This window comes from Klebsiella sp. GG_Kp146 (assembly GCF_040061975.1).
In the GTDB taxonomy this organism is placed as follows: Bacteria; Pseudomonadota; Gammaproteobacteria; order Enterobacterales; family Enterobacteriaceae; genus Klebsiella; species Klebsiella quasipneumoniae.
On record NZ_JBEAHA010000005.1, the window covers coordinates 75,191 to 88,315 of the forward strand.

Sequence of the window (13,125 nt, forward strand, 5' to 3'; positions counted from 1 at the left end):
AAAGCGAATGCGTTTAAAACCGATAGTCACCGCGCTGTGTGCTGGCGCGCTGCTGGCCGCCTCCCCCTTTGCGTCGGCCAAAGAGCTGAAAGCGATAGGCGTGACGGTGGGCGACCTTGCCAACCCGTTTTTTGTGCAGATCACCAAGGGCGCGGAGCTGGAAGCCCGCAAGCTGGCGGGGGATAACGTCAAAGTGACGCTGGTCTCCAGCGGCTACGACCTGGGCCAGCAGGTGGCGCAGATCGACAACTTTATCGCCGCCAGGGTCGATATGATTATCCTCAACGCCGCCGATTCGAAAGGCATTGGCCCGGCGGTGAAGCGGGCCAAAGAGGCCGGGATCGTGGTGGTGGCGGTTGACGTTGCCGCCGAAGGGGCCGACGCCACCATCACCTCCGATAACACCCAGGCGGGCGAGCTGGCCTGTAAATACATTAGCGACCGTCTGAACAACAAAGGCAACGTGGTGATCATCAACGGGCCGCCGGTATCCGCGGTACAAAACCGCGTCGAAGGCTGCGAAACGGAGTTCAAAAAACACCCGGATATAAAAATTCTGTCCTCCAACCAGAACGCCAAAGGCAGCCGGGAAGGCGGACTGGAGGTGATGACCTCCCTGCTGGCGGCCAATCCGAAGATTGACGGCGTGTTCGCGATCAACGATCCGACGGCGATTGGCGCCGATCTGGCAGCAAAACAGGCGCAGCGCAGCGAGTTCTTCATCGTCGGCGTCGACGGCAGCCCGGACGGCGAAGAGGCGCTGAAGCGTAAGAACTCGCTGTTCGTCGCGACGCCGGCGCAGGATCCGCAGGTGATGGCGGCGAAGGCGGTGGAAATTGGCTACAACATCCTGCAGGGCAAACCGGCCCCAACCGCGCCGGTGCTGATCCCGGTGACCATGATCGACAAAAACAACGTCAGTTCCTACAAAGGCTGGACCGTGAAATAAGCGCAACCGGGCGCACAATCGTTCCGCCGATTGTGCGCTACGCTTAACAGGTATGACGGCGCGGAGTAGCGATCATGGAACGCAAAGGCATTATTGCCGCAGGCAACATGCTGGTCGATCATGTCCACCTGATCAGACAGTGGCCGGAGCGCGGCTGGCTGGTGGAAATTATTCACAGCGAACGCGCCACCGGCGGCGCGCCGCTGAATGTCCTGCTGACCCTGGCCAAAATGCACGCCGGACTGCCGCTGCAGGCGGTCGGCCTGATTGGCGAGGATAACGATGGCGACTACATTACCGCCATGCTCGATCAGTACCATATCAATCGCCAGCTTGTGCAGCGCACCAGCTCCGCCCCCACCTCGATGACTCAGGTGATGACCGACGCCGAAGGCCAGCGCACCTTCTTTCACTCTCCCGGCGCCAACCGCCTGCTTGACCTTCCGGCCTTTGAGCCGCTGGATGCGCCGCTGAAAATTTTCCATCTCGGCTATCTGCTGCTGCTTGAGAGTCTCGATCGCCCCGACGAAGAGTACGGCACCCGCAGCGCGCGGTTGCTGGCGCAGATGCGCGAGCGAGGCTATGAGGTTTCCCTCGATCTGGTGTCGCGCAAGGGCGACCCGCGCTACCGCCCGCTGGTCCTGCCGGCGCTGGCGCATCTTGACTACCTGACCATCAATGAGCTGGAAGCCAGCGAGTTTAGCGGGCTGGAGATTCGTCTACCCAACGGCGAGCCGCACGTCGCCCATATCGCCCGCGCCGCCAGCGCATTGCTTGACGCCGGCGTGCGCCAACGGGTGGTGATCCACTGCCCGGAGGGGGCATGGGGCGTCTCCCGTACCGAAGCCGGGCGCTGGGTGCCGTCATGGCGGCTGCCGCCGGAGGAGATTGTCGGCAGCGTCGGCGCCGGGGATGCCTTCTGCGCCGGCCTGCTGTACGGCAGCCACGAACGCTGGCCGTTAACCGACAGTCTGCAGCTAGCCCACGCCTGCGCACGCGCCAGCCTGCAGGCTGCCAATGCGATCGACGGCGCCAAAACGCTCACTGAGCTACAGGCGTTTATTCAGTTGCAGAATAATTAGAAGGGTTGACTCCCCCAGCAATGGGCAGGCCGGTTAGACAGCTTCCCGCCCTACGCCGCCTTCTCGCTGTGGGTCACGTCGGCGGAAAAGACATAGCCCAGGCCGCGCAGCGTTTTAATCAGCGTCGGCTGATGCGGGTTCAGCTCGATTTTGCGCCGCAGGCGCATGATCAGCACATCGATGGTGCGGTCGAACACCTCGGTGCTTTCGGTATGGGTCAGCGCCAGCAACTGTTCGCGGTTCAGCACCCGGCGGGCGTTCTGCGCCAGCGCCAGCAGCAAACCGTATTCTCCCTGGGTCAGCGGGATCGCCTGCTGCTGCGGGTTATACAGCTCACAGCGGGTGGTATCCAGCCGCCAGCCGTTGAACGTCAGGCCAGCGACGCCGCCCGGCGCCTCGCTGGCCAGCGCCCCGCTGCGCCGCAGCACCGCCTTCACCCGGGCGACCACCACCCGCGAACTGAACGGTTTGGCGATGTAATCATCGGCGCCCATCTCCAGGCCCACCACCACATCGGACTCGCTGCCCAGGCCGGAGAGCATCACCACCGGCAGCTCAGGCCGGGTGCGCTGCAGCTGCTGGAGCACCTGCAGGCCATGGGTATCCGGCAGGATCATATCCAGCAAAACCAGCGCGATGTCCGCCCGCTGCGCCACCGTCGCCAGCGCGTCGCCGCCGGTCTGGCAGACCAGCACCTCAAACGCGTGCGCGCCGAGCACATCGCTGAGCAGCTCGCCCATCGCTATGTCGTCATCAACCACTAAAATGACCGGTTTCATCTTTGCCTCTGCCCGCGGGGAGTTAGTGTCAGTCTGATCGATTCTGCAAGGCTGCGCCGACAAATTCCTCTTCCGGTGACATTTTTTCAAGCGCCGTCACATCTCCAGGGTATCGACACGTCAAATCTGTCGACAGGCTGTTTTTCGTCAGCATTTCGCCCAAAAAAGCCGCGTATCATCAAGGAATACCCACAATGAAAATATGGCATAGAAGATGCATAGTGACGGCGCGATAGCGCAAACGCGCCCATTGAATAACTGGAGCAAGACCGATGAAAAAAGTCGTCACGGTTTGCCCGTATTGCGCATCAGGTTGCAAAATCAACCTGGTGGTCGATAACGGCAAAATCGTTCGGGCTGAAGCGGCGCAGGGGAAAACCAACCAGGGAACCCTGTGCCTGAAGGGCTATTATGGCTGGGACTTTATTAACGATACCCAGATCCTGACGCCGCGCCTGAAAACCCCCATGATCCGTCGTCAACGTGGCGGCAAGCTGGAAGCTGTCTCCTGGGATGAGGCGCTGGATTACGTCGCCACTCGCCTCAGCGCCATTAAAGCCAAATATGGCCCGGATGCGATCCAAACCACCGGCTCCTCCCGCGGTACCGGGAATGAAACCAACTATGTGATGCAAAAATTCGCGCGCGCCGTTATTGGTACCAATAACGTCGACTGCTGCGCTCGCGTCTGACACGGCCCTTCGGTTGCAGGTCTGCACCAGTCGGTCGGTAATGGCGCCATGAGTAATGCCATCACGGAGATTGATAACACCGATCTGGTGTTTATCTTCGGTTACAACCCGGCGGATTCCCACCCTATCGTGGCGAATCACGTCATTAACGCTAAACGCAACGGGGCGAAAATTATCGTCTGCGACCCGCGCAAAATTGAAACCGCGCGCATCGCCGATATGCACATTGCGCTGAAGAACGGCTCGAATATCGCGCTGCTCAACGCCATTGGCCACGTGATTATTGAAGAGGATCTGTACGATAAATCCTTCGTCGCCAGCCGTTCCGAAGGCTTCGAGGAGTATCGCAAAATCGTTGAAGGCTACACGCCGGAGTCGGTGGAGGAGATCACCGGGGTCAGCGCCCAGGAGATCCGCGCCTGCGCCCGGATGTACGCCAGCGCCAAATCCGCCGCCATTCTGTGGGGCATGGGCGTGACCCAGTTCTACCAGGGCGTGGAGACCGTGCGTTCCCTGACCAGCCTGGCGATCCTCACCGGTAACCTCGGCAAACCGAGCGTCGGCGTCAACCCGGTGCGTGGCCAGAACAACGTTCAGGGCGCCTGCGACATGGGCGCGCTGCCGGATACCTATCCGGGCTATCAATACGTTAAGTTCCCGGAGAACCGCGAGAAGTTCGCCAAAGCCTGGGGCGTCGATAGCCTGCCGGCGCACACCGGCTACCGCATCAGCGAGCTGCCGCACCGCGCGGCGCATGGCGAAGTGCGGGCGGCGTACATTATGGGTGAAGATCCGCTGCAGACCGACGCCGAGCTGTCCGCAGTGCGTAAGGCATTCGACGATCTGGAGCTGGTTATCGTCCAGGACATTTTCATGACCAAAACCGCCTCCGCGGCCGACGTCATCCTGCCGTCCACCTCGTGGGGCGAGCACGAAGGCGTGTATACCGCAGCGGACCGCGGCTTCCAGCGCTTCTTTAAAGCCGTGGAGCCGAAGTGGGATCTGAAAACCGACTGGCAGATCATCAGCGAAATCGCCACCCGGATGGGTTATCCGATGCACTACAACAACACCCAGGAGATTTGGGACGAGTTGCGGCATCTGTGCCCGGACTTCTACGGCGCCACCTACGAGAAAATGGGTGAGCTTGGCTACGTCATGTGGCCGTGCCGCGATGAGTCCGACGCCGATCAGGGGACGTCGTATCTGTTTAAAGAGAAGTTCGATACCCCGAACGGGCTGGCGCAGTTCTTCACCTGCGACTGGGTCGCGCCGATCGATAAGCTCACCGACGAGTACCCGATGGTGCTGTCGACGGTGCGCGAAGTCGGCCACTACTCGTGCCGTTCAATGACCGGTAACTGCGCGGCGCTGGCGGCGCTGGCGGATGAGCCTGGCTATGCGCAAATCAACACCGCCGATGCCGAACGGTTAGGCATTGAGGATGAAGCGCTGGTGTGGGTGAATTCGCGCAAGGGTCGGATCATCACCCGCGCGCAGGTCAGCGACCGGCCGAATAAAGGGGCGGTGTATATGACCTACCAGTGGTGGATTGGTGCCTGTAACGAGCTGGTGTCCGAGAACCTGAGCCCGATAACCAAAACGCCGGAGTACAAGTACTGCGCCGTCAACGTTGAGCGGATTGCCGATCAGCGCGCGGCGGAACAGTACGTGATCGACGAGTACAACAAGCTGAAATCCCGCCTGCGCGAAAGCGCGATGGGTTAAGGTGCGGCGGCCTGATCCGGCTCGCGCGATGCGTAGGCCGGGTCAGGCGCAGCCGCCACCCGGCATACAAGCGGCGCCGTGCCCGCGTACCTGCGGTAGGTCGAGCGAATCCGCTCTACCTACCGATCCCTGTCATTTTCTTCTTTTTCACCTCCCTTTATACTGCGCGCTATGTTCCTTGCTGATAATAAATACAAATGAAATACCTCTTTTTATTTTTACTGGTCATTACCAGCGGCGCAGCGGTGGCCACCGAACCGGGTAGCCGGTATCAACAGCAGGCGGAAGCCGGCGATCGACGCGCGCAATATTACCTTGCGGATACCTGGGTTAGCTCCGGCGATTATCAGAAAGCCGAATTCTGGGCACAGAAAGCAGCGGCGCAGGGCGATGGCGACGCGCTGGCCCTGCTGGCGCAGCTAAAAATTCGCAATCCGCAGCAGGCGGACTATCCGCAGGCCCGCCAGCTGGCGGAAAAAGCCGTCGAGGCCGGCAGTAAATCCGGGGAGATCGTCCTCGCGCGAGTGCTGGTGAACCGTCAGGCTGGCCCCACCGACGTGGCGCACGCCATCACGCTTCTGCAGGATGCCGCCCGGGACAGCGAAAGCGATGCGGCGGTAGACGCCCAGATGCTGCTGGGGCTGATCTACGCCAGCGGCGTGCACGGTCCGGAAGATGATGGGAAAGCGAGCGCCTACTTTAAAGGCAGCTCGGCGCTCTCGCGGACCGGCTATGCCGAATACTGGGCCGGGATGATGTTCCAGCAGGGAGAGAAAGGCTTTATCGAACCGAATAAGCAGAAGGCGCTGCACTGGCTTAACGTCAGTTGCCTGGAGGGGTTTGATACCGGCTGCGAAGAGTTTGACAGGATCAGTAAAGGATAAGAAAAAGCCCGGCGCTCGCGCCGGGCTTTGTGTTTTATTGCGCGGTTTTATCAAACTTGCCCAGCACTTCGCGTTCATACGCCAGCGCTTTTTTGCGGTCGAACTTATGCTCCCACTTGGCGATAACCAGCACCGCCAGCGCATTGCCCACCACGTTCAGCGCGGTACGCGCCATGTCGAGGATACGGTCAACGCCGGCGATAAAGGCGAGGCCCTCCAGCGGGATCCCGACGCTGCCCAGGGTGGCCAGCAGCACCACAAAAGAGACGCCCGGCACGCCGGCGATCCCTTTCGAGGTCACCATCAGGGTCAGTACCAGGGTGATCTCCTGCCAGATGGAGAGGTCGATGCCGTACAGCTGGGCGATAAAGATCGCCGCGATGCTCTGATACAGCGTTGAGCCATCGAGGTTAAAGGAGTAGCCGGTCGGCACCACGAAGCTGGTGATCGACGCCGGCGCGCCATAGGCTTCCATTTTCTCGATAATACGCGGCAGCACGCTCTCGGAGCTGGCGGTGGAGTAAGCCAGAATCAGCTCATCTTTCAGGATGCGGATCAGGATCCAGATACTCAGGCCGCACAGTCGGGCGACAATCCCCAGCACCACCAGCGCGAAAAACAGGATCGCGAAGTAAACCAGCAGTACCAGCTTGGCCAGCGGCCACAGCGAGGCGAAACCAAAGGTGGCGACGGTCACTGAAATCAGGGCGAACACCCCGATCGGCGCATAGCGCATCACCATATGGGTGACTTTGAACATAGTTTCGGAGATGGAGCGGAAGACCGTCACCAGCGGCTCACGGTGCGTCGCCGGCAGCGAGGAGAGCCCCAGACCAAACAGCACCGAGAAGAAAATAATCGGCAGCATATCGCCTTTCGCCATCGACGCCACGATGTTGGTCGGCACCAGCGACAGGATGGTGCCCATCAGGCCATGCGCATGGCTCTGCACCTCAGCGGTGGTGTTCTGGTATTTCGAAATATCAACCGCCGCCAGCTGCGACATATCAATGCCCGTTCCCGGCTGGAAGACGTTGGCCAGGGTGATACCCAGCACGATCGCCACCGTGGTGATCACTTCGAAATAGATAATGGTTTTGGCGCCGATCCGGCCTAACTGTTTGGCATCGCCCACGCCGGCAATCCCGACCACCAGGGTCGAAATAACAATCGGGACCACGATCATTTTAATCAGATGGATAAAGATATCGCCCGCCGGCGTCAGCAAATTGCTAATCAACCAATCGCGACTTTCGGCGTGGTAATGCAGATAACTGCCCAAAAGGATACCCAGCACCAGGGCTAGCAAAATTTGCCAGGCCAGACTGACTTTTTTTGTTTTCTTCACTACAGACTTCCTCAATGAAAGGCACCATTCCTTTTCGTCATGGTACCCACTGCAGGGGGTATGAATTGTGTTGCGTTGCTTTGTGGGGTTATTTAACGCGCAATATCAGTATCATTTGCACGGCATGCTGCGCAAGCCTTTAAGAATAGGGCTTTCTTCTGGTTTTCTGCATAAAGTCACGAATTTTCCCCAGTTACAATGCATAAGTATTTGTAATAAAAAATATTTCACATCTTCCGTTTCTATAAATTCATTTGCGTAATTATTTCACTTCAAAGTTTCATTTGACGAAATTTCACTCAGTTGAATCATTGCGTGATCTGCCCCCCAATTAACAAACAAAGCTGCCAAAACCCCTACTCTTAACGTTTGTTTGACATATATTTAACAAGTTCAAAGGAGAAAAAAAGCCATGAGCCAAATACACAAACACCCTATTCCCGCTAACATTGCGGAACGTTGCCTGATTAACCCGGATCAGTACAAGGCGCAGTATCAACAATCCATAACCGACCCTGATACATTCTGGGGCGAGCAGGGCAAAATCCTTGACTGGATGCGCCCCTACACCCGCGTGAAGAATACCTCCTTTGCGCCGGGTAATATTTCCATCAAATGGTATGAAGACGGCACCCTGAACCTCGCCGCCAACTGCCTCGACCGCCATCTCGCCGAGCGCGGCGATCAAACCGCCATCATCTGGGAAGGCGACGACGCCAGCCAGAGCAAGCACATCACCTACCGTGAACTGCATGCGGACGTCTGCCGCTTCGCCAATGTGCTGCTCGGCCTCGGGATTAAAAAAGGCGACGTGGTCGCCATCTATATGCCGATGGTGCCGGAAGCCGCGGTGGCGATGCTGGCCTGCGCCCGCATCGGCGCCATCCACTCGGTGATTTTCGGTGGCTTCTCGCCGGAGGCAGTGGCCGGACGCATTATCGACTCCAGCTCGCGCCTGGTGATCACCGCGGATGAAGGGCTGCGCGCCGGTCGCGCCATCCCGCTGAAGAAAAACGTCGATGACGCGCTGAAAAACCCGAACGTCAACAGCATTGAACACGTCGTGGTCCTGAAACGTACCGGCGGTAAAATCGACTGGCAGGAGGGCCGCGATCTGTGGTGGAGCGATCTGATGGCGAACGCCAGCGCCGAACACCGGCCCGTCGAGATGAACGCTGAAGATCCGCTGTTCATCCTCTATACCTCTGGCTCCACCGGTAAACCGAAAGGGGTGTTGCACACCACCGGCGGCTATCTGGTCTACGCGGCCACCACCTTTAAATACGTTTTCGATTACCACCCGGGCGATATTTACTGGTGCACCGCCGATGTCGGCTGGGTCACCGGCCACAGCTATCTGCTGTACGGCCCGCTGGCCTGCGGCGCCACCACTCTGATGTTCGAAGGGGTGCCGAACTGGCCAACCCCGGCGCGTATGTGCCAGGTCGTCGATAAGCATAAGGTCAGCATTCTGTATACCGCGCCGACGGCGATCCGTGCCCTGATGGCGGAAGGCGACAAGGCTATCGAAGGCACGGACCGCTCCTCACTGCGCATTCTCGGCTCGGTCGGCGAACCCATTAACCCGGAAGCCTGGGAGTGGTACTGGAAGAAGATCGGTAACGAGAAGTGCCCGGTGATGGACACCTGGTGGCAGACCGAAACCGGCGGCTTTATGATCACCCCGCTGCCGGGGGCGATTGAGCTGAAGGCTGGCTCCGCTACCCGCCCGTTTTTCGGCGTCCAGCCGGTGCTGGTGGATAACGAAGGCCTGCCGCTGGATGGCGCCACCGAGGGCAATCTTGCCATCGCCGACTCCTGGCCCGGCCAGGCGCGAACCCTGTTCGGAGATCATGAGCGCTTTGAGCAAACCTACTTCTCCACCTTCAAAAATATGTACTTTAGCGGCGACGGCGCGCGCCGAGATGAAGATGGCTATTACTGGATCACCGGCCGCGTGGATGACGTTCTGAACGTCTCCGGCCACCGTCTGGGTACTGCCGAGATCGAATCGGCGCTGGTGTCGCACCCGAAAATCGCCGAAGCGGCAGTGGTCGGTATTCCGCACAACATCAAGGGCCAGGCTATCTACGCCTACGTGACGCTCAATCACGGTGAAGAACCGACGCCGGAGCTGTATGCGGAAGTGCGTAACTGGGTGCGCAAAGAGATCGGCCCACTGGCGACGCCGGATGTTCTGCACTGGACCGATTCGTTGCCAAAAACCCGCTCGGGCAAAATCATGCGCCGCATTCTGCGCAAGATCGCCGCGGGCGACACCAGCAACCTCGGCGATACCTCGACTCTCGCCGATCCTGGCGTAGTGGAAAAACTGCTCGAAGAGAAGCAGGCCATTACCATGCCTTCTTAAGTAAGGACCGATTCCCTACACCCTCTCCCCCACCGGGGAGAGGATAAAAATAAGTCCCTCCCCCAGGATTTCACTCGCAGGAACGCCGTCAGCGAACCGTATCCCGGCCTTTAACGCCGGAGGGGTTGCTGTCGCCAGCGTCCGCTGCGTGGATGACGAAAGGGAGACCTCTGGAGACGCTAAGATGAATGAACAACTTTGTCAGCGGATAGAAAATAGTGCGCATTTCAGGGAGCTGGTGGCATCACGGCAACGGTTTGCCGCCATTCTGTCAGTGATTATGTTAGTGATCTATGTGGGCTTTATTCTGCTTATCGCCTTCGCGCCAGGCTGGCTCGGCACGCCGCTGCACGCCGGGACCAGCGTCACCCGCGGGATCCCGCTGGGCATCGGGGTGATCGTCATTTCGTTTGTTCTCACCGGTATTTATGTCTGGCGGGCCAACGGTGAATTTGACCGTTTGACCAAGAGCGTTCTCAACGAGGTAAAAGCATGATCAAGAGAGTCCTGACGGCGCTCGCCGCCACGCTGCTGCCCCTCGGCGTTCAGGCCGCAGACGCCATTACCGGCGCGGTACAGCGCCAGCCGACCAACTGGCAGGCGATTGTCATGTTCCTGATTTTCGTCGCCCTGACACTGTATATCACTTACTGGGCGTCAAAACGGGTGCGTTCGCGCAGCGATTACTACACCGCCGGCGGCAATATCACCGGTTTCCAGAACGGGCTGGCGATTGCCGGCGACTTTATGTCGGCAGCGTCGTTCCTTGGTATCTCCGCGCTGGTGTATACCTCCGGTTACGACGGTCTGATCTACTCGCTGGGCTTCCTTGTCGGCTGGCCGATTATCCTGTTTCTGATTGCCGAACGTCTGCGCAACCTTGGCCGCTACACCTTTGCCGACGTGGCGTCCTATCGTCTCAAACAGGGACCGATCCGCACCCTCTCCGCCTGCGGCTCGCTGGTGGTGGTGGCCCTCTATCTGATCGCCCAAATGGTCGGCGCCGGCAAGCTGATCCAGCTGCTGTTCGGTCTTAACTATCACGTTGCGGTGGTGCTGGTGGGCGTCCTGATGGTGCTCTATGTCCTGTTCGGCGGCATGCTGGCGACCACCTGGGTGCAGATTATCAAAGCGGTTCTGCTGCTGTTCGGCGCCAGCTTTATGGCCTTTATGGTGATGAAGCACGTCGGCTTCAGCTTCAATAATCTGTTTACCGAAGCGATGGCCGTCCACCCGAAAGGCGCGGCGATTATGAGCCCAGGCGGGCTGGTGAAAGATCCGATATCCGCGCTCTCCCTTGGCCTCGGTCTGATGTTTGGTACCGCCGGCCTGCCGCATATCCTGATGCGTTTCTTTACCGTGAGCGACGCCAAAGAAGCGCGTAAAAGCGTGTTCTACGCCACCGGTTTTATGGGCTACTTCTATATTCTGACCTTTATCATCGGCTTCGGCGCCATCATGCTGGTCGGCGCGAACCCAGTGTTCAAAGACGCGGCCGGGCAGCTTATCGGCGGCAATAATATGGCGGCGGTGCATCTGGCGGATGCGGTGGGCGGCAACCTGTTCCTCGGCTTTATCTCCGCGGTCGCCTTCGCCACCATTCTGGCGGTGGTCGCTGGCTTGACGCTGGCGGGCGCCTCAGCGGTGTCGCACGACCTGTACGCCAACGTCTTCCGTAAAGGGGCGACCGAGCGTCAGGAACTGAAGGTCTCCAAAATTACGGTGCTGATCCTCGGCGTGGTGGCCATTCTGCTGGGCATCCTGTTCGAAAATCAGAATATCGCTTTCATGGTCGGCCTGGCGTTCTCTATTGCCGCCAGCTGTAACTTCCCGATTATCCTGCTGTCGATGTACTGGTCGAAGCTGACCACCCGCGGGGCGATGATCGGCGGCTGGCTGGGTCTGCTGACGGCGGTGATTCTGATGATCCTCGGCCCGACCATTTGGGTGCAGATCCTCGGTCATGAGAAAGCGCTGTTCCCGTATGAATACCCAGCGCTGTTCTCCATCGCGATCGCCTTTATCGGCATCTGGCTCTTCTCCGCGACCGATAACTCACCGGAAGGGATGCGCGAGCGCGAGCAGTTCCGCGCCCAGTTTATCCGTTCGCAGACAGGGATTGGCATCGAGAAAGGTCAGGCGCATTAAGCTCGCTTCCCCGGCCTGCTGGCCGGGGAAGCAACCCGCGGCATTTAGGTTAATTGTAGGTAAAGTTCAGGGTTCCGTTGGCGTTCGCCTGCCCAGCCTTCACCTCGGAACCGGTTTTATAATAGTTAGTCGTAAAGGAAAGTCTCTCTGTACCTGAAGCCCCTCCCGGGTTGTCCGGATTGCTGAATACGCGGTAACTGGCCTCTGCACCCGAATTCAAAACTGTCGTTCTGCTGGATGAAAACAATGTGAGATCCGTATTCAAGGGTAATGCCTTCCCATTAAGATTTAATTGCACGCCGACACCTGTTGCCGCATCAGGAGCCCATCCCAGGGATATCACGCTATTGTCTGGATTATCTCCTTGAGCTAAAGAGGCCGAGACCTTCAGTGTGACGTTCGTTCCTGGTTCGCAAGTCAGCGTCAGATTTTGTTGTGCAGAACCGACTTTTGTCGCCTTATTAAATTCAGAGGCGCTGACGTTGCCCATCTGAAATAGCAGACTTGTCACGTCAACATCGCACCCCATCGGCACCAGCTGGATTTGCGTGGAACCAGTGACGCGCAAACTGGAAGCTGCCATCGTGCCATCGCCATCTTTGATGGACACCGTTGAGGTTGGGTTACCCAAGGTCAGAGCACTACCGCTGGCGATAGCGCCGCCAGTGGCTATCAATTGCAATTGATAGACAGGGTTGTAGTGAGAGTGGTTATAAAAATAAAACAAGCTCCCCTGCCCCAATAGAAAATTCGCATCTCCTATATAATGTTCGCTATAGTCAGGTTTGATTTGGGTATTGTAACCCTCCATTTGCCCTGTGACATTAAGCCACACTTTTATTCTGATACCGATCCCCGGGACTGAAGTCGTATAGATATGATCGCTGGTGTGAGAACCCACCATTGAGGAAGCCCATTTAAACTGTGCGTAAATACCACCATTACAATTATTCATCGAAGTTTGCGGCCCGGTGATTTTCCCGGAGTCATAGAGAATGGTCCCAGCCGTATAGTTATTCGCACTCAGCAATATTCTTGGCGGCAGGTTGGCAATGGTGACATCCCCGCCATTTATATAGTTGCTGCAGGCCCAGCCACAAACTGGAGACAGCCACAGCAGCAGTAAAAAAAACCGTTTCATACT

At 58.3% G+C, this 13,125-nt stretch carries 10 protein-coding genes and 1 pseudogene; 7 read left to right on the forward strand and 4 right to left on the reverse strand.

Annotated features, from left to right (window positions below):
* Positions 1-7 precede the first annotated feature (7 nt).
* Both ABLU95_RS07675 and ABLU95_RS07680 read left to right on the forward strand, forming a co-directional pair.
* Complete coding sequence (locus ABLU95_RS07675) at positions 8-949, forward strand: ABC transporter substrate-binding protein (RefSeq protein WP_032454582.1); 942 nt, start codon at positions 8-10, stop codon at positions 947-949.
* 74 nt (positions 950-1,023) lie between these two features.
* Positions 1,024-2,031, forward strand: coding sequence for a carbohydrate kinase family protein (locus tag ABLU95_RS07680; protein ID WP_080901638.1), 1,008 nt, complete (start codon positions 1,024-1,026; stop codon positions 2,029-2,031).
* Between the two features lie 50 nt (positions 2,032-2,081).
* Here the strand turns inward: ABLU95_RS07680 and ABLU95_RS07685 are convergent, their stop codons facing one another.
* Entirely contained in the window at positions 2,082-2,810 is a 729-nt protein-coding gene (locus ABLU95_RS07685) for a response regulator transcription factor (RefSeq protein WP_044525150.1), read from the reverse strand.
* Positions 2,811-3,082: 272 nt separating this feature from the next.
* Between ABLU95_RS07685 and fdhF the strand changes: the two genes are divergently transcribed.
* Both fdhF and ABLU95_RS07695 read left to right on the forward strand, forming a co-directional pair.
* Complete coding sequence (fdhF, locus tag ABLU95_RS07690) at positions 3,083-5,230, forward strand: formate dehydrogenase subunit alpha (RefSeq protein ID WP_077598907.1); 2,148 nt, start codon at positions 3,083-3,085, stop codon at positions 5,228-5,230.
* 197 nt (positions 5,231-5,427) lie between these two features.
* Positions 5,428-6,114, forward strand: coding sequence for a tetratricopeptide repeat protein (locus ABLU95_RS07695; RefSeq protein ID WP_023291654.1), 687 nt, complete (start codon positions 5,428-5,430; stop codon positions 6,112-6,114).
* 34 nt (positions 6,115-6,148) lie between these two features.
* On the opposite strand, the gene gltP is transcribed toward ABLU95_RS07695, so the two are convergent.
* Positions 6,149-7,462, reverse strand: coding sequence for a glutamate/aspartate:proton symporter GltP (gene gltP, locus ABLU95_RS07700; RefSeq protein ID WP_004206354.1), 1,314 nt, complete (start codon positions 7,460-7,462; stop codon positions 6,149-6,151).
* 111 nt (positions 7,463-7,573) lie between these two features.
* A pseudogene (locus ABLU95_RS07705) lies at positions 7,574-7,774 on the reverse strand (hypothetical protein).
* 100 nt (positions 7,775-7,874) lie between these two features.
* On the opposite strand from ABLU95_RS07705, the gene acs reads away from it, so the two are divergent.
* The 3 genes from acs to actP all read left to right on the forward strand — a co-directional run bounded on the left by acs (position 7,875) and on the right by actP (position 11,981).
* Complete coding sequence (acs, locus tag ABLU95_RS07710) at positions 7,875-9,833, forward strand: acetate--CoA ligase (RefSeq protein WP_004206352.1); 1,959 nt, start codon at positions 7,875-7,877, stop codon at positions 9,831-9,833.
* A 184-nt stretch (positions 9,834-10,017) separates the two neighbouring features.
* Complete coding sequence (locus tag ABLU95_RS07715) at positions 10,018-10,329, forward strand: DUF485 domain-containing protein (RefSeq protein ID WP_004206350.1); 312 nt, start codon at positions 10,018-10,020, stop codon at positions 10,327-10,329.
* Complete coding sequence (gene actP / locus ABLU95_RS07720; protein WP_025999225.1) at positions 10,329-11,981, forward strand: cation/acetate symporter ActP; 1,653 nt, start codon at positions 10,329-10,331, stop codon at positions 11,979-11,981. The genes ABLU95_RS07715 and actP overlap by 1 nt, the downstream gene beginning before the upstream one ends.
* 49 nt (positions 11,982-12,030) lie before the next feature.
* On the opposite strand, the gene ABLU95_RS07725 is transcribed toward actP, so the two are convergent.
* Positions 12,031-13,122: a type 1 fimbrial protein gene (locus ABLU95_RS07725; protein WP_087848886.1), complete on the reverse strand. Its 1,092-nt coding sequence runs from the start codon at positions 13,120-13,122 to the stop codon at positions 12,031-12,033.
* Positions 13,123-13,125: the final 3 nt, after the last annotated feature.

What these genes read in the sequence shown, in the direction of transcription:
- ABLU95_RS07715 (WP_004206350.1), top strand. Translation starts at nt 10,018, where the DNA reads ATGAATGAACAACTTTGTCAGCGGATAGAAAATAGTGCGCATTTCAGG.
- ABLU95_RS07685 (WP_044525150.1), bottom strand. Translation starts at nt 2,810, where the DNA reads ATGAAACCGGTCATTTTAGTGGTTGATGACGACATAGCGATGGGCGAG.
- ABLU95_RS07675 (WP_032454582.1), top strand. Translation starts at nt 8, where the DNA reads ATGCGTTTAAAACCGATAGTCACCGCGCTGTGTGCTGGCGCGCTGCTG.
- ABLU95_RS07680 (WP_080901638.1), top strand. Translation starts at nt 1,024, where the DNA reads ATGGAACGCAAAGGCATTATTGCCGCAGGCAACATGCTGGTCGATCAT.
- ABLU95_RS07695 (WP_023291654.1), top strand. Translation starts at nt 5,428, where the DNA reads ATGAAATACCTCTTTTTATTTTTACTGGTCATTACCAGCGGCGCAGCG.
- ABLU95_RS07725 (WP_087848886.1), bottom strand. Translation starts at nt 13,122, where the DNA reads ATGAAACGGTTTTTTTTACTGCTGCTGTGGCTGTCTCCAGTTTGTGGC.
- acs (WP_004206352.1), top strand. Translation starts at nt 7,875, where the DNA reads ATGAGCCAAATACACAAACACCCTATTCCCGCTAACATTGCGGAACGT.